The organism is Arthrobacter sp. PL16 (assembly GCF_035985055.1).
Lineage (GTDB): Bacteria > Actinomycetota > Actinomycetes > Actinomycetales > Micrococcaceae > Arthrobacter_D > Arthrobacter_D cheniae.
In genome coordinates this window covers 613,720-628,820 of the sequence record NZ_JAXCIC010000002.1, presented here as the reverse complement: position 1 = coordinate 628,820, position 15,101 = coordinate 613,720, and the positions used below count along the sequence as shown (strand labels likewise).

Below are 15,101 nucleotides of genomic sequence, written 5' to 3'. Positions count from 1 at the left end.
CTCTCTTAGTTCTCTAAATTCTTGAAGTCTTATGGGGTGCGGCGGGGGTCCAGGCCCGCACCGGACCGGTGTTCGAGGAAGCGGCCCTTAATATTTCAAGGCCGTCCGCGGCCTAAGGTCTTCTGCCGAGGGCCCCGAGCCAGATGCTTTTCCTGGCTTGGGAGGCAGTTGACCGTTCGTTGGCCGCGTTCTAACACCGGTTCGGGGCGTGAAACCTAGACTTCCTCGACAGAACTCGGCTCGGCCCGTGAGAGGTCGATGCCCAGTTCCTCCGCGGCCCGGAAGACTTCTTCATCCGAGTCACGCATTTCAATCGTGGTGCCGTCGGTGGAGAGGACTTCCACGTTCAGGCAGAGCGACTGCATTTCCTTGATCAGCACCTTGAAGGACTCGGGAACGCCCGGTTCGGGGATGTTCTCGCCCTTGACGATGGCCTCGTACACCTTGACGCGTCCGTGGATGTCATCCGACTTGATGGTCAGGAGTTCCTGCAGCGTGTAGGCCGCACCGTAGGCCTCGAGGGCCCACACCTCCATCTCACCGAAGCGCTGGCCACCGAACTGCGCCTTACCACCCAGCGGCTGCTGCGTGATCATGGAGTACGGACCGGTGGAGCGGGCGTGGATCTTGTCGTCCACCAGGTGGTGGAGCTTCAGGATGTACATGTAGCCCACGGAGATCGGATCCGGGAACGGCTCGCCGGAGCGGCCGTCGAACAGCCATGCCTTGCCGGACTCGCCGATGAGGCGCTGTCCGTCACGCGTGACGTTCGTGGAGCCGAGCAGGCCGACGATCTCGTCCTCGGTGGCGCCGTCGAACACGGGGGTCGCGACGGTGGTCGAGGAGATCTCCCGGGGAAGGTTCGGGAGGTTCTTCATCCACTCGGGCTCACCCTCGATCTTCCAGCCCTGCTTGGCTGCCCAGCCGAGGTGGATCTCGAGGACCTGTCCGACGTTCATACGGCCCGGAACACCCAGGGGGTTCAGGACGATATCGACGGGGGTACCGTCCTCCATGAACGGCATGTCCTCGATCGGCAGGATCTTGGAGATGACGCCCTTGTTGCCGTGACGGCCGGCAAGCTTGTCGCCGTCCGTGATCTTGCGCTTCTGGGCCACGTAGACGCGGACCAGCTGGTTGACTCCCGGGGGCAGCTCATCGTCGTTGTCGCGGTCGAAGATGCGTACGCCGATGACCGTTCCCGACTCGCCGTGGGGGACCTTCAGCGAGGTGTCGCGCACTTCGCGGCTCTTCTCGCCGAAGATGGCGCGCAGCAGGCGCTCCTCCGGGGTCAGTTCCGTCTCACCCTTGGGAGTGACTCGACCGACGAGGATGTCGCCGGCCTCGACCTCTGCACCGATGTGGATGATGCCGCGCTCGTCAAGCGCGCCCAGGACCTCTTCGGACACGTTCGGGATGTCACGCGTGATCTCCTCGGCACCGAGCTTGGTGTCGCGGGCATCGACTTCGTGCTCCTCGATGTGGATCGACGTCAGGACATCGTCGGAGACGATGCGCTGCGACAGGATGATCGCATCCTCGAAGTTGTGACCCTCCCAGGACATGAACGCCACGAGCATGTTCTTGCCCAGCGCGAGCTCGCCCTGGTCGGTCGACGGGCCGTCGGCGATGATCGTGTTGAATTCGACGCGGTCGCCCTCGGACACGAGGACACGCTGGTTGTACGCGTTGCCCTGGTTGGAGCGGGCGAACTTCATGATCGGGTAGTTCGTCTCGGTGCCGTCGTCGTTGAGGACGCTGACCATGTCGGCCGACACCTCCTTGATCACGCCGGCCTTCGTCGCGGTGACTGCGTCACCGGCGTCGACGGCTGCGTTCTTCTCCATGCCGGTGCCCACAAGGGGACGCTCGGAACGGAGCAGGGGCACGGCCTGGCGCTGCATGTTCGCACCCATGAGGGCGCGGTTGGCGTCGTCGTGCTCCAGGAACGGGATCATCGCGGTCGCGACGGACACCATCTGGCGCGGGGAGACGTCCATGTACTCGACCTCGTTGGGCACGACGAGCACAGGTTCGCCGGAGCCACCACGGGTACGCACGAGGACCATGTCCTCGACGAACGTGTTCTTCTCGCTGAGCGGCGCATTGGCCTGGGCGATGAGGCGTTCCACCTCGTCATCAGCGGTCAGGTAGTCGATTTGGTCGGTGACGATGCCGTCGACGACCTTGCGGTACGGGGTCTCGATGAAGCCGAACGCGTTGATGCGGCCGTACGAGGCGAGCGAACCGATGAGGCCGATGTTCGGGCCTTCAGGGGTCTCGATGGGGCACATGCGTCCGTAGTGCGAGGGGTGGACGTCACGGACCTCCATGCCGGCGCGGTCACGGGACAGGCCACCCGGGCCCAGCGCGGACAGGCGACGCTTGTGCGTCAGGCCGGCGAGGGGGTTGTTCTGGTCCATGAACTGCGAGAGCTGGGACGTCCCGAAGAACTCCTTGATCGCGGCCACGACGGGACGGATGTTGATCAGGGTCTGCGGGGTGATCGCCTCGACGTCCTGAGTGGTCATACGCTCGCGGACGACGCGTTCCATACGGGACAGGCCGGTGCGGACCTGGTTCTCGATGAGCTCACCGACGGCGCGGATGCGACGGTTGCCGAAGTGGTCGATGTCGTCGACCTCGACGCGGAGTTCCACGTCGCCGCCGTCGCGCTTGCCGCCGAGGGTCTTGTCACCGGCGTGCAGGGCGACCAGGAACTTGATCATCGCGACGATGTCGTTGATGTTCAGTACCGAGGCGTCGGAATCCGTGAGGTCCTTGTCGATGCCGAGCTTGCGGTTGATCTTGTACCGGCCGACCTTCGCGAGGTCGTAGCGCTTCGGATTGAAGTACAGGTTGTCCAGAAGCGTCTGCGCAGCCTCGACCGTGGGGGGCTCGCCTGGTCGCAGCTTGCGGTAGATGTCCAGGAGGGCGTCCTCGCGGGTCTCCGTCGCGTCCTTCTCCATGGTGGCGCGGATGGAGTCGTACTGGCCAAACTCCTCCAGGATCTGGCCTTCGGTCCAGCCGAGTGCCTTGAGCAGTACGGTGACGGACTGCTTGCGCTTCCGGTCGAGGCGGACGCCGACCTGGTCGCGCTTGTCGATCTCGAGCTCGAACCAGGCACCACGCGAGGGGATGATCTTCGCGCTGAAGATGTCCTTGTCACTGGTCTTGTCGGCGGTGCGCTCGAAGTAGGCGCCCGGCGAGCGGACGAGCTGCGACACGACGACACGCTCGGTGCCGTTGATGACGAAGGTGCCCTTGTCGGTCATGAGGGGGAAATCACCCATGAAGACGGTCTGCTGCTTGATCTCGCCCGTGTTGTTGTTCATGAACTCGGCCTTGACGTACAGCGGGGCGGAGTAGGTCGCGTCGCGATCCTTGCACTCGGCCATCGTGTACTTGGGGTCGGCGAACTCGGGCTCCGAGAAGCTCAGGGACATGGTGCCCTGGAAATCCTCGATGGGGGAGATTTCTTCGAAGATGTCGGCCAGACCGGAGGTCGTGGCTACACCCTGCAGTCCCTTTTCCAGCGCTTCCTCGACGCGCGCCTTCCAGCGCTCGTTGCCGACGAGCCAGTCGAAGCTGTCCGTCTGGAGGGCGAGAAGATTGGGTACGTCAAGCGGTTCGTGAATCTTTGCGAATGAGAGCCTGGATGCGGCGCCGTCGGCGTCGACCTGGCTGGTAGCGGTTGCATTATTAGAGGTGCTCGGGGCGACCAAGAGGGATCCTTCCACAGACCGTCAGGCTTGTCAGCGCCCTCGCCTCAGCACCGCCACCGCAGGATGCTGCGGGGATCTCAGTGCTTACCGGAAGTCTGCCCGCGTGAACCCCAACCAGGTGGCCAGGTTAAACGACGAGAGCAGAGCAAAGCCCACCGCTATATGAAGGCTGAGGTTTTAGAGGGAAGACGCAAAGACCTACATTACGGCACAGGCATGAGAAAGTCCAATAGCGCGTTGCACCCTTCTCCGTCAAGCCTGCCGCACCCGGGCGGAGGAAGAATTGGCCCGGCGCTCCGGCAGTGGCAACAGCCTAACCCGTCGCAGGCTCGGCGAGCGGCCCCGTGCTCGTGTCCCCGCGCAATCGCTTCACGATCAGTTCCGCGCTGATGAGGCACATCGGGATCCCGATGCCGGGAACGGTGGAACTCCCCGCGTAGAACAGGTTGTCGACCTTCGCACTCCGGTTCGATCCGCGGAAGAAAGCGCTCTGCTTGAGGATGTGCGCGGGCCCGAGGCTGGTTCCGCGCCAGGCGTTGAGGTCATCCGCGAAGTCCTGCGGTCCGTAGCTCCGCCGCACCACGATCCGCTCGGCGAGGTCCGGGACTCCCGCCCACTCCGAGATCTGCCCGATCACGGCGTCGGCGAGGTCCTCCACCCGGGCGTCTCCCCCGCGCTCGAGCCCGCCCCTGCCGATGGTGACATCCGCCGGGATCGGCACGAGGACGAAGACGTTCTCATGCCCCTCGGGTGCCACGGAGTCATCGGTCGCGCTGGGGCGGCAGACGTAGAGCGACGCCGGCGAGGGCACCGAGGTCTCCTTGCCGAAGATCCGGCCGAAGTTGTCCCGCCAGTCCGTGGTGAACAGGAGCGTGTGGTGTTCGAGCTGCGGCAGGCTCCCCCGGACGCCCAGGTAGAGCAGCAGCGCACTTGGACCCGGGACGCGCTTCTCCCAGTACTTCTCGGGGTACGTCCGCAGGTCGGCCGGCAGCAGCGTGGTCTCGGTGTGGTGGAGGTCGGCGGCGGAGACGACGATGTCGGCGTCGACCGTCGTCGTCGTGCCTGCCGCGCGGTAGGTCACTGCACGAACCGTGGCCGACCGGCGGTCGAGGGGCGACCTGCCGGGAGTGCGCTCACGGGTGTCGATGGAGACGACGTCCGCGCCCGTGCGGATGTCGACGCCGGCGGCGGTCGCCACCCGCTGCATCGCCGCGATGAGGGTTGTGAAGCCGCCCATCGGATAGAGCACGCCGTCGTCGAGGTCGAGGTGGCTCATGAGGTGGTACATGCTCGGCGCATCGAAGGGCGAGCTGCCGAGGAAGACGGCCGGATATCCGAGGATCTGCTGGATGCGCGGGTCCTTGAAGCGCTTCTCGACGAAGGACTGCAGCGGCTGCAGCAGGAGGGAACCGATCCGCGGAAGGCGCTTCAGGACGTCCGGGCGGAAGAACGGCAGGAAGGACTGGAAGGTCGAGTAGAGGAAGCGCTTCTTCGCGATCTCGTAGGCGTCCTCGGCGGAATCGAGATACTTCGAGAGCTGCTCCCCCGCCCCTGCCTCCATGGACTCGAAGAGCTTGGTGACGGCTTCGCGGTCCGCGGGCACGTCGACTGTGTCGAAGCCCTCCTCGAAGACGACGCGGTAGCCCGGATCGAGCTTCCGCAGGTCGAGCTGTTCGGCGGCACTCGTGCCCATGAGCTTGAAGAAGTGGTCGATCACCTCGGGCATCAGGTACCAGGACGGACCCGTGTCGAAGCGGAAGCCGTCCTGCTCCCAGGATCCGGCCCGGCCTCCGATCTGGTCGCGCTTCTCGAGCAGGGTGACCCGGTGGCCCTCCCGTGCGAGCAGGGCCGACGTCGCGAGCCCGCCGATGCCGCCGCCGATCACGACGACGTCCCGTTCCCCCACGCGTGCACGCTCTCTCTGCGGTGTCATGCCGTCCTTCCCTGCGCGGTGAGTCCCGGTACCGCGCGACCGGTGAAGGCTTTCGCCAGAATGCGGAACTTGACCGGGTTCGGGACCCGGATCCGTGTCCTGAGGAGTTCATCTGCCGGCGTGCACCGCAACCTCGCGGCGAGTTCGGTGAACAGGCCCTGGGCGAGGGCGACAGCGCGGCGAGGCGCCGGAGGAAGGCCCGGAAGCGCCGCAGCCGAGACGCGCAGGTCCTCGTCGATATCGTCGAGGAGCCGGAGCTTGTCCTCCTCGGTGAAGCTCCCGGGACGGACGTCCGGGAAGTAGCTCCGGCCGAGGGTGGAGAAATCCTCCGCGAGGTCCCGCAGGAAGTTGATCTTCTGGAAGGCAGCACCGAGGTGCCGAGCGCCGTCCACGAGGACGGCTTCCTGCTCCGGAGCTACGGTCCTGCCGACCAGGAAGACGCGCAGGCACATGAGCCCGACGACCTCGGCCGATCCGTAGACGTACAGGTCGAAGGACTCCTGGGTGTGCTCGCTCCGGGTGATGTCGGCGCGCATGGATGCGAAGAAGGGTCGCGTGAGGTCGGTGCCTATTCCCGTGGTCCTCGCTGTGACGGCGAAGGCGTGCACCACGAGGTTGGCACTGTAGCCCGTGGTCATGGCCGTCTCGGTGTCACGCTCGAGGTCGTCGAGCAGCCGCTCCACTCCGGCGGGCGGCAGTCCGGCCCCGGCGGCGGCGCCGTCGACGATCTCGTCGGCGACGCGGACCAGCGCGTAGACGGCCTCGATGGAGCTGCGGGTGGTGCGGTCGAGGATGCGCGATGCCATGCCGAACGATGTCGAGTAGCAGCGGATGACCTCGGCCGAGGTCTTCAACGCGGCCGCGTTGTAGCGCGCGAGCGCATCCTCGACAGCCACCTAGTGGACCCTGTCCACGACGGCGGACACCACGGCCTCGAGGGCGGACCGCAGTGCGGCCGGCACGACGGCGGACTCGAGGTGGGTGCGGGCCCGCGAGGCATATTCCGCAGCGAGGTCCGCGGAGTATGCCTTCGCTCCGCTGTCGACGAGGATGCGCCGGACGTGGTCCGCCTCCGCGGCGGACATCCCGGGGCTACCCACCAGCGACGAGATACTCTCCCATTCGGGACGGGAGGAGACGTAGGACAGCAGGGCCGTGCGCTTGCCCTCACGCAGGTCACCCCAGTTCGTCTTGCCGGTGCGTGTCTCGTTCCCGAAGACACCCAGGAGGTCGTCGGCGATCTGGTAGGCGATCCCGGCGTCGCGCCCGAAATCACCGAGGCGGACGATCACCTCCTCCTCGGCGTCGGCGAGGACGGCGCCTGCCTGCAGCGGCCCTTCGAAGGAGTAGACGGAGGTCTTCAGGCGTGCCATCCGGACGATGTCCTCGAGCGGCGGCATCGTGGGATGGAGAGACGTCTCGATGTCGAGGAATTCCCCGGCGGCCGAGGCGAAGAGCGCCTCGTCCAGGATCTCGCCGAGCCTCCGGCGCGTCGAGGCCGGAGCCTCGACCCGCTCGAGCAGGCGGTAGGCGTTGGAAAGCGCGAGGTCGCCGGCGATGACTCCAGCTGACAGTCCGACGTGGCGGGCGCCGTCGGGCGACATGCCTGCTGCCTCGGCGATGCTGCGGTAGCGGCCCGAAACGTTCGGTATGCCCCGGCGGACGAAGTCCCGGTCGATCACGTCGTCGTGCACGATCAGGGCCGTGTGCAGCAGCTCGAAGGCGGCACCCACTTCGGCTGCGTTCTCGAGATCACGGCCACCGAGCATCTGGTAGGAGGACATCACCAGACGTGGCCGGAAGCGCTTTCCACCGGCAGTGCAGCGCTCGAGGGTTTCCCACAGGCCGTGGTACCCGGGACCGATCTTGGCGGCACGGACCTTCGACTCCTCGAAGAACCGCTCGAGTGCACCCTCGACCTGCTCGAGCCCCGCGGGCTCGACCAGCAGAGTGTCCATGTCCATAGGTAAAGTAAACAACGAGAAGGGCGCCCCTGACGAAACGCGGGGCGTATGCAGCCGGGCCGGCCGCCGGACGCGGCGGACCCTGGCGCACGAAGCGGACAACCAGCGGAAAAGAGTGCCAGCATGGCGAGCGAAGCAGGAACCATCGAGCAGGGCTCGGTAGGCAGCGGCGACGGAGGTCCGGCACCCGAGGTCGTGGTGCTGCTCGCCGAGGACGGTACTCCGATCGGCACCCACGACAAGGCGACCGTCCACACCCTCGAGACGCCACTCCACCTCGCGTTCTCCACGCATGTGTTCGACGACGCCGGGCGCATCCTCGTCACGCGACGTGCGCTCGGGAAGAAGGCGTGGCCGGGGGTGTGGACGAACTCCTTCTGCGGGCATCCCGCCCCGGGTGAGGGCTTCGAGGCTGCGGTGACCCGCCGGGCAGCCCAGGAGCTCGGGTTCACCGTCCGGGACATCCGGCCGGCGCTCCCCGATTTCCGTTACCGGGCCGTGGACGCATCAGGCATCGTCGAGAACGAGATCTGCCCCGTGTACACCGCCGTCGCGGATGGCCCGGTGGCGCCCCTGCCCGACGAGGTCATGGACGTCCAGTGGGTGGATGCGGCCGAACTGGTGCGTGCCGTGACATCGACCCCGTGGGCGTTCAGTCCGTGGCTCACGCTACAGCTGCCGCTGCTCTACCCGCACGGCGCCGACGGCCCGGGGCCGCGCCACGCCGCCTGACCACCACCGGGAACACCTACCCTTGTAGCGGCACCATTTCAACGACGAAAGAGAGTTTCGCCATGGCCACACCCACGCCAACCCCCGACGACGTCGTCATCGTCGGAGGCGCCCGCACACCCCTCGGACGCCTCAACGGACAGCTCGCATCCTTCACGGCCGTCGAGCTCGGCGCCCTCGCGATCACGGCGGCACTGGAACGCTCTGGTGTCGACACCACAGCCGTCGACGCCGTCATCCTGGGACACGTCGTCCAGGCGGGATGCGGGCAGAATCCAGCCCGCCAATCGGCGGTGAAAGCCGGTATCCCCTGGAACGTGCCAGCCGTCACGGTCAACAAGGTGTGCCTCTCCGGCCTCACGGCTGTCATCGATGCCGCCCGCCTCATCCGCAGCGGCGAGGCGCGCGTCGTGGTCGCCGGAGGCCAGGAGTCGATGACCCGTGGCCCCCACCTCCTCCCGGGCTCACGCCAGGGCTGGAACTACGGCTCCATCCAGGCCCTCGACTCCGTGGCCCACGACGGCCTGACCGACGCATTCGACAACGACTCCATGGGTGCCTCCACGGAGCGCGGCAATGTACGACTCGAGATCGACCGCACGGCGCAGGACTCCGTCGCCGCGGTGTCCCACCAGCGAGCTGCGGCTGCGACCGACAGCGGCATCCTGGCAGAGGAGATCGTCCCGGTCACCGTCAGGCAGCGCAAGGGCGACGACGTCATCCTGACCGCCGACGAGGGCATCCGCCCAGCGACGACCGTCGAGTCGCTCGCCAGGCTGCGGCCGGCCTTCAACCCCGACGGGGCGATCACGGCCGGCAACTCCTCTCCCCTGTCCGACGGCGCAGCGGCCCTTGTCATCACGACCCGCTCCTTCGCGGACGAGGCAGGGCTGACGGTCCTCGCCGTCGTCGGGAAGCCGGGGCAGGTGGCCGGACCTGACAATACGCTGCACTCGCAGCCCTCAGCCGCCATCCTGCAGGCCCTCGACCGCGCCGGGTGGAGCACCTCGGACCTCGACTTCATCGAGATCAATGAGGCTTTCGGGTCCGTGGCATGCCAGTCCCTCAAGGATCTCGACTACCCCCTGGAGCAGTGCAACATCCACGGCGGGGCCATCGCCCTCGGGCACCCCATCGGAGCTTCGGGTGCGCGCCTCGCCCTCCATGCGGCGATGGAACTCGCGCGACGCGGCTCCGGCCGGGCAGCCGTGAGTCTCTGCGGAGGTGGCGGCCAGGGCGAAGCGCTGCTTTTCTGGCGCTGAGCACGGCAGGGGACGACGCTCACCGGACTCGCCGGCCCCGGAACGACGAAAAAGCCCCGCTTCTCGCGAAGCGGGGCTTTTTCGTCCTGCAGCGGCTCCGGCATGCGCCGGGCCGGTGAGCAGAGGGTGTTACTTGAGGGTGACGGTGGCGCCGGCAGCCTCGAGGGACTCCTTGGCCTTCTCTGCGGCTTCCTTGGTGGCGCCTTCGAGGACGGCCTTGGGAGCGCTGTCGACAACGTCCTTGGCTTCCTTCAGGCCCAGCGAGGTGAGCGCGCGGACTTCCTTGATCACTGCGATCTTCTTCTCGCCGGCAGCCTCGAGGATGACGTCGAAGGACGTCTGCTCCTCTTCGACAGCGTCGGCTCCGCCACCGGCGGGGCCTGCTACTGCAACGGCAGCGGCGGTGACATCGAAGGTCTCCTCGAACAACTTCACGAAGTCCGAGAGTTCGATGATGGACAGTTCCTTGAAAGCCTCAATGAGTTCTTCGTTGGTGAGCTTCGCCATGGGAGGCGTCCTTCCTTTAGTGGTGCACTGCACCGGAGTGTGTGGATCGAAGGGAAACTAGTTCGCTTCGGGTGCTGCGGCTTCCTCGACGGGAGCCTCCGCGGCAGCTTCTGCGGGCGCAGCGGCTTCCTCGGCGACGGGAGCGTCAGCGTCGGCTGCAGGTGCAGCGCCGCTTTCTTCCTCGAGCTTGATGCGCAGTGCATCGACCGTGCGGGCCAGGTAGGACATCGGCGCCTTGAGGACACCTGCCACCCGGGCGAGCTGGAGTTCACGCGACTCGAGGGCCGCCAGGGCGACGACCTCGGTAGCATCGAGGGCCTTGCCCTCGAAGATTCCGGTCTTGATGACGAGCTTCGGGTTGGCTTTCGCGAAATCCGTGAGGCTCTTTGCAGCAGCTACGGCGTCACCCTTGATGAAGGCGATCGCGGTGGGTCCGGACAGCTGGCCCTCGAACGCGTCGATGCCTGCTTCCTTAGCCGCGATGCCCGTCAGGGTGTTCTTGACGACGGAGAACTTGGTGTCCGCGCCAAGGGCACGGCGGAGTTCCTTCAGCTGAGCAACAGTGAGCCCGCGGTATTCGGTCAGGACAGCAGCGGTGGAATCCTTGAAATCGGTAGTGATCTCGTCCACTGCAGAAACCTTTGTTGGCGTTGCCATAACCCTCCTTCCGGGGGAATATGCGCCGGCTTCCCAGCCCCAATAAAAAACGCCCCGCGCAGATGCACGGGGCTTTGCTTTCGTGGCACGAGCCAGGAAAGAGGAGCTTCGTTCACCTGCGTAGGCCGTCCCTTACGGGAGCTTTCGGATCCATATCCTTCTTCGCTACCGCACACGGATGCGCTTCGACGAAGTGGATGTGGACCGACCGACGGTCTTTGGTAGTTAAAGCGTACGTGACAGCAGGAGCCGCACCAAATCGGCCCTAGGCCAGTACCTTCTGCCAGCCTGCGGTGCGCCCGGCGGGACGGAAGCCCAGGGCGATGTTCACGTTCAACATGAACGAGTTCTCCTCCGCGTTCCAGGTGTAGATGCGTTCCGCGGATGGCCATGCGTCGAGCACACGTCCGAGGTTCGCAGCCTTCAGCCACATGCCGAGTCGGTGCCCGCGGTGCTCTTCGAGGACCAGGGTGTCCTCCTGGTACACCACGGCGGGCCTGGAGTCGAAGCGTTCGAGGATCGTGTGACCCACCAGCTGTCCACTGCTGCGATGGCGCACCGCACAGACGAGGCTGGAGGCACCGCCGGCCAGCGCCCGCTCCTCCGCCCGTCGAATGCGGCCCGCGTCCCACAGCTCTTCCTCCTGGGTGAACCCACCGAGGGGAGGATCAGTACTCATTCTCCGCCGCAGGAGGGCGTAGTCCTCCACGAGATCCTCGGGACAGCGGTCCAACCAAGCGACGAGCTCGTATTGCCCCGACCCGACAGCGCGGGCCTCGGCTTCCTTCCGCTCGAGGTCCCCGGCCCCGCTGCGACGCGATCGCATCGAAGCCAGATGGAGGACACTCTGGCGGTCCACCTGCACGAGTTCGAAACCGGCGCCCAGCGCCAGCACGGCCGCTGCGTCGTCCGCCGGGTAGGAACCAGCTCCCGTGGGTGGCACGAGGACCGGTCTGTCAGGGCTGGGACGATCACCGCCGTCGTCGACGCGAGCATCGCTCCAGGACATCATGATGGTCCGTCCGCGGCTGGACAGATGCTGTTCGACGAAGGCGAGGAGCGCCTGCGCTATCCCCTGCCGCCGGACCTGCGGCAGGACCTCGATCTGCACATAGGCGGCTCGTAGGTTGTCACGCAACGGGATGCTGATGCGCGCATTCGCGACGATGGTCCGGGCAGTCCTCGCCACCGCGAGGACGTAGTCCCGCTCCGGCGTCGGCTGCACCATCGCCAGCCGCTCCTCCGCATCGGTGGCGAAATCGTCATGCCCCCACAGGTGGTGTTCGACCGCATTGCCGACCGCAGCGCTTTGCGCGAAGTCGTCTCCGCCCTCGGCGTCGAGACTCGCGGGGATCCTGAGCTGCCCGATGCTGAAGGTGTCCATGCCCCGAGCTTAGCCTCACTGATTGGCAGGCCTCAATCACTGAGGGCCACGGAGCACGAAAAAGCCCCGCAGCAGGCGCTGCGGGGCTTTTCGAAGGTCGACCTAGACGGCGAAGACCTTGGTGACGTTCGGGTCGACGGAGATGCCGGGACCGAAGGTGGTCGAGACCGTCGCCTTCTGGATGTACCGGCCCTTCGAAGCCGAAGGCTTCAGGCGGAGGATCTCCTCGAGTGCGGCAGCGTAGTTCTCGCCCAGCTTCTGCTCGTCGAAGGAAACCTTGCCGATGATGAAGTGGAGGTTCGAGTGCTTGTCGACGCGGAAGTCGATCTTGCCGCCCTTGATGTCGGTGACAGCTTTGGCGACGTCCGCCGTGACCGTTCCGGTCTTCGGGTTCGGCATCAGGTTGCGGGGGCCGAGGATCTTTCCGAGGCGTCCCACCTTGCCCATGAGGTCAGGGGTTGCAACCGCTGCGTCGAAGTCGGTCCAGCCGCCGGAGACCTTCTCGATCATGTCGTCGGAACCGACGAAGTCGGCGCCGGCAGCGATGGCTGCCTCTGCCTTCTCGCCCGTTGCGAACACCAGGACGCGGGCGGTCTTGCCCGTGCCGTGGGGGAGGTTCACGGTGCCGCGGACCATCTGGTCCGCCTTGCGGGGGTCCACTCCGAGACGGAAGGACACCTCGACCGTGGCGTCGAACGTCGACGGGTTGGTCTCCTTGGCGAGGACTACCGCTTCGAAGGGGGCGTACTGCTTGTCCGCCTCGATCTTCGCGGCAGCTCCCCTATATGCTTTGCTGCGCTGTGCCATCTGCTTGTTCTCCTTATGCAGTCGTGGTCGTCGGACCGCGCTGGGCCCTGCCACTCACGAGCGTTCCGCACTGGGCGGCTCCGTCGTGCTGTGAATTGGTGGTGTGCCCTCTACGGCGATGCCGTACCGGGCGGATGGTGGGGGCTGTCAGCCCTCGACCGTGATGCCCATCGAGCGGGCGGTGCCGGCGATGATCTTTGCCGCAGCCTGGACGTCATTGGCGTTGAGGTCTTCCATCTTCATGGTGGCGATCTCTTCGACCTGTGCGTTCGTCAGCTTCGCGACCTTGACGGTGTGCGGGGTACCGGATCCCTTGGCGACGCCCGCTGCCTTCTTGATCAGCTCGGCTGCGGGCGGGGTCTTGGTGATGAAGGTGAACGAGCGGTCCTCGTACACCGTGATCTCCACGGGAATGACGTTTCCGCGCTGGGACTCCGTGGCGGCGTTGTATGCCTTGCAGAATTCCATGATGTTGACACCGTGCTGGCCAAGCGCGGGACCGATGGGAGGAGCCGGGTTGGCGGCGCCTGCATTGATCTGCAGCTTGATGAGGCCGGTGACCTTTTTCTTGGGGGCCATGAAAGGGTCCTTCTCTTGCATTGCGTTCCCGCGGGACAGGAGCGTCCTGCGGGGTGGTGGCCATCATGGCGTGATGGCCTGACGACGACCCCGGCGAAGCACGCCGGGAGGCGTCGAAGCTTTACTGGATCTTGGTGACCTGGCTGTACGAGAGGGTGACCGGAGTCTCGCGCTCGAAGATCGACACGAGCACGACGAGCTGCTGCGACTCGTGCTTGATCTCGGAGATCGATGCCGGGAGGGTCTCGAAGGGCCCTTCGTTGACGGTGACCGACTCGCCGATCTCGAAATTGACCGTGGCGGGGGTGAACTGCGGCTGGATGGGCTTGCCCGACGCGGCGTCCGTGTGCACGATGGTGTGCTCCAGCATCGAGAACACCTCGGACAGGCTCAGCGGCACCGGGTTGTGGGCGTTGCCCACAAAGCCCGTGACGCCGGGGGTGTGGCGAACCGCACCCCAGGACTCATCGCTGAGTTCCATGCGGACGAGCACGTAGCCGGGGATGCGGACGCGGTTGACGATCTTCCGCGTCGTGTTCTTGATCTCCACGACCTCTTCCATCGGCACCTGGATCTCGAAGATGTAATCTTCCATGTCCAGCGTCTGGATGCGGGTCTCGAGGTTGGCCTTCACGCGGTTCTCGTAGCCTGCGTAGGAGTGGATGACATACCAGTCACCCTCCTGACGGCGGAGCCTTGCCTTGAACGCCTCGACAGGGTCCTCCGCGGGAGCTTCCTCGCCGTCCGCTGCATCGGTCCCGTCGGTCGCATCGACCTCGTCGGACCCGGATGCAGCAGCTTCATCGACGGCGTCCGTGGCGGTGGCCTCGATCTCGTCGGTTGCGGCGTCGTCGGTCTCAGCGGCGTCGGCGTCGTCCGCGAGGAGTCCGTCCTCGGCCGCGACGTCGGTATCGGCGGGGTACGTGTCGGAACCGTCAGCAGGCACGTCGAGGTCGGAGGCTTCTACCTCAGCCTCCGTCCCGTACTCCTCGTTCTCCAGACCATCTTCGGGAGTGATCTGCCGTTCGAGTTCTTGCTCGGACACCTAGCCGCCTGCTTTCTGACATTTTTCACAAGGTCTTGCTTGCCTGTACTGAACCCGACACCTCGACAGCGGAGCCGGAACGTGAATTCCTGCGGGACCAGGGTCAGCTGTCGCCGAAGACCCATACCGCGCCGGCCCCGAACAGGAGGTCCAGGGCGGTCACGAGGAGCATCATGATGACCACGAAGATGAGGACGGTGATGGTGAATCGAACCAGTTCCCGGCGGGTGGGCGTGACGACCTTCCCCAGCTCCGCGAAGACCTGGCGGATGAACAGTATGATGCGTCCGAAGAGCCCGCGTCGGGGAGCCTTGTTCTCGGGCGGGCTTCCCTTGGAGCTGCTCGCAGCCGTATCGGTCACCGTCAACCTCATCAATCTCTGTGGTGTCCCAGCCGGACCACCAGTGGCGCCCCCAGCTGATCATGTTTACCGCCGCGCGGGGCCTGTGCCTGCGCCGGGGCTTCGTGATCTTCTTCTGCCGTGCTTTCGCCATACATCCGCGAAG

Annotated in this window: 13 protein-coding genes; 2 read left to right on the top strand and 11 right to left on the bottom strand. The window is 65.8% G+C overall.

Annotation, left to right across the window (positions count from 1 at the left end):
- Positions 1-215: 215 nt before the first annotated feature.
- The 4 genes from rpoB to RCH21_RS06600 all read right to left on the bottom strand — a co-directional run bounded on the left by rpoB (position 216) and on the right by RCH21_RS06600 (position 7,622).
- Complete coding sequence (gene rpoB / locus RCH21_RS06615) at positions 216-3,725, bottom strand: DNA-directed RNA polymerase subunit beta (RefSeq protein WP_120147089.1); 3,510 nt, start codon at positions 3,723-3,725, stop codon at positions 216-218.
- Between the two features lie 313 nt (positions 3,726-4,038).
- Positions 4,039-5,658, bottom strand: coding sequence for a phytoene desaturase family protein (gene crtI / locus RCH21_RS06610; protein WP_326963687.1), 1,620 nt, complete (start codon positions 5,656-5,658; stop codon positions 4,039-4,041).
- Positions 5,655-6,554, bottom strand: a complete 900-nt coding sequence (locus RCH21_RS06605) for a phytoene/squalene synthase family protein (protein ID WP_326963686.1) — start codon at positions 6,552-6,554, stop codon at positions 5,655-5,657. Before RCH21_RS06605 ends, crtI begins: the two co-directional genes overlap by 4 nt.
- Complete coding sequence (locus tag RCH21_RS06600; RefSeq protein WP_326963685.1) at positions 6,555-7,622, bottom strand: polyprenyl synthetase family protein; 1,068 nt, start codon at positions 7,620-7,622, stop codon at positions 6,555-6,557.
- Between the two features lie 123 nt (positions 7,623-7,745).
- On the opposite strand from RCH21_RS06600, the gene idi reads away from it, so the two are divergent.
- Positions 7,746-8,354 carry an isopentenyl-diphosphate Delta-isomerase gene (gene idi / locus RCH21_RS06595; protein ID WP_326963684.1) on the top strand — a complete coding sequence of 203 codons (609 nt, stop codon included), beginning with the start codon at positions 7,746-7,748 and terminating at the stop codon, positions 8,352-8,354.
- A gap of 62 nt (positions 8,355-8,416) precedes the next feature.
- The gene (locus RCH21_RS06590; protein ID WP_326963683.1) at positions 8,417-9,616 is read left to right on the top strand and encodes an acetyl-CoA C-acetyltransferase; all 1,200 of its coding nucleotides are present in this window, start codon (positions 8,417-8,419) and stop codon (positions 9,614-9,616) included.
- A gap of 129 nt (positions 9,617-9,745) precedes the next feature.
- On the opposite strand, the gene rplL is transcribed toward RCH21_RS06590, so the two are convergent.
- The 7 genes from rplL to secE all read right to left on the bottom strand — a co-directional run bounded on the left by rplL (position 9,746) and on the right by secE (position 14,956).
- Positions 9,746-10,123, bottom strand: coding sequence for a 50S ribosomal protein L7/L12 (gene rplL / locus RCH21_RS06585; RefSeq protein WP_120147094.1), 378 nt, complete (start codon positions 10,121-10,123; stop codon positions 9,746-9,748).
- Between the two features lie 57 nt (positions 10,124-10,180).
- A complete protein-coding gene (gene rplJ / locus RCH21_RS06580; RefSeq protein ID WP_326963682.1) occupies positions 10,181-10,780 on the bottom strand; it encodes a 50S ribosomal protein L10 in 600 nt (199 codons plus the stop codon).
- Between the two features lie 265 nt (positions 10,781-11,045).
- The gene (locus tag RCH21_RS06575) at positions 11,046-12,164 is read right to left on the bottom strand and encodes a GNAT family N-acetyltransferase (RefSeq protein ID WP_326963681.1); all 1,119 of its coding nucleotides are present in this window, start codon (positions 12,162-12,164) and stop codon (positions 11,046-11,048) included.
- 102 nt (positions 12,165-12,266) lie between these two features.
- Positions 12,267-12,971, bottom strand: coding sequence for a 50S ribosomal protein L1 (gene rplA / locus RCH21_RS06570; RefSeq protein WP_120147097.1), 705 nt, complete (start codon positions 12,969-12,971; stop codon positions 12,267-12,269).
- A 147-nt stretch (positions 12,972-13,118) separates the two neighbouring features.
- Positions 13,119-13,550: a 50S ribosomal protein L11 gene (gene rplK, locus RCH21_RS06565; RefSeq protein WP_087030133.1), complete on the bottom strand. Its 432-nt coding sequence runs from the start codon at positions 13,548-13,550 to the stop codon at positions 13,119-13,121.
- A gap of 121 nt (positions 13,551-13,671) precedes the next feature.
- The gene (gene nusG, locus RCH21_RS06560) at positions 13,672-14,595 is read right to left on the bottom strand and encodes a transcription termination/antitermination protein NusG (RefSeq protein WP_326963680.1); all 924 of its coding nucleotides are present in this window, start codon (positions 14,593-14,595) and stop codon (positions 13,672-13,674) included.
- 103 nt (positions 14,596-14,698) lie between these two features.
- Entirely contained in the window at positions 14,699-14,956 is a 258-nt protein-coding gene (gene secE / locus RCH21_RS06555) for a preprotein translocase subunit SecE (RefSeq protein ID WP_326963679.1), read from the bottom strand.
- Positions 14,957-15,101: the final 145 nt, after the last annotated feature.

What these genes read in the sequence shown, in the direction of transcription:
- rplK (WP_087030133.1), bottom strand. Translation starts at nt 13,550, where the DNA reads ATGGCCCCCAAGAAAAAGGTCACCGGCCTCATCAAGCTGCAGATCAAT.
- crtI (WP_326963687.1), bottom strand. Translation starts at nt 5,658, where the DNA reads ATGACACCGCAGAGAGAGCGTGCACGCGTGGGGGAACGGGACGTCGTC.
- rplJ (WP_326963682.1), bottom strand. Translation starts at nt 10,780, where the DNA reads ATGGCAACGCCAACAAAGGTTTCTGCAGTGGACGAGATCACTACCGAT.
- RCH21_RS06600 (WP_326963685.1), bottom strand. Translation starts at nt 7,622, where the DNA reads ATGGACATGGACACTCTGCTGGTCGAGCCCGCGGGGCTCGAGCAGGTC.
- idi (WP_326963684.1), top strand. Translation starts at nt 7,746, where the DNA reads ATGGCGAGCGAAGCAGGAACCATCGAGCAGGGCTCGGTAGGCAGCGGC.
- rplL (WP_120147094.1), bottom strand. Translation starts at nt 10,123, where the DNA reads ATGGCGAAGCTCACCAACGAAGAACTCATTGAGGCTTTCAAGGAACTG.
- RCH21_RS06575 (WP_326963681.1), bottom strand. Translation starts at nt 12,164, where the DNA reads ATGGACACCTTCAGCATCGGGCAGCTCAGGATCCCCGCGAGTCTCGAC.
- RCH21_RS06590 (WP_326963683.1), top strand. Translation starts at nt 8,417, where the DNA reads ATGGCCACACCCACGCCAACCCCCGACGACGTCGTCATCGTCGGAGGC.
- rplA (WP_120147097.1), bottom strand. Translation starts at nt 12,971, where the DNA reads ATGGCACAGCGCAGCAAAGCATATAGGGGAGCTGCCGCGAAGATCGAG.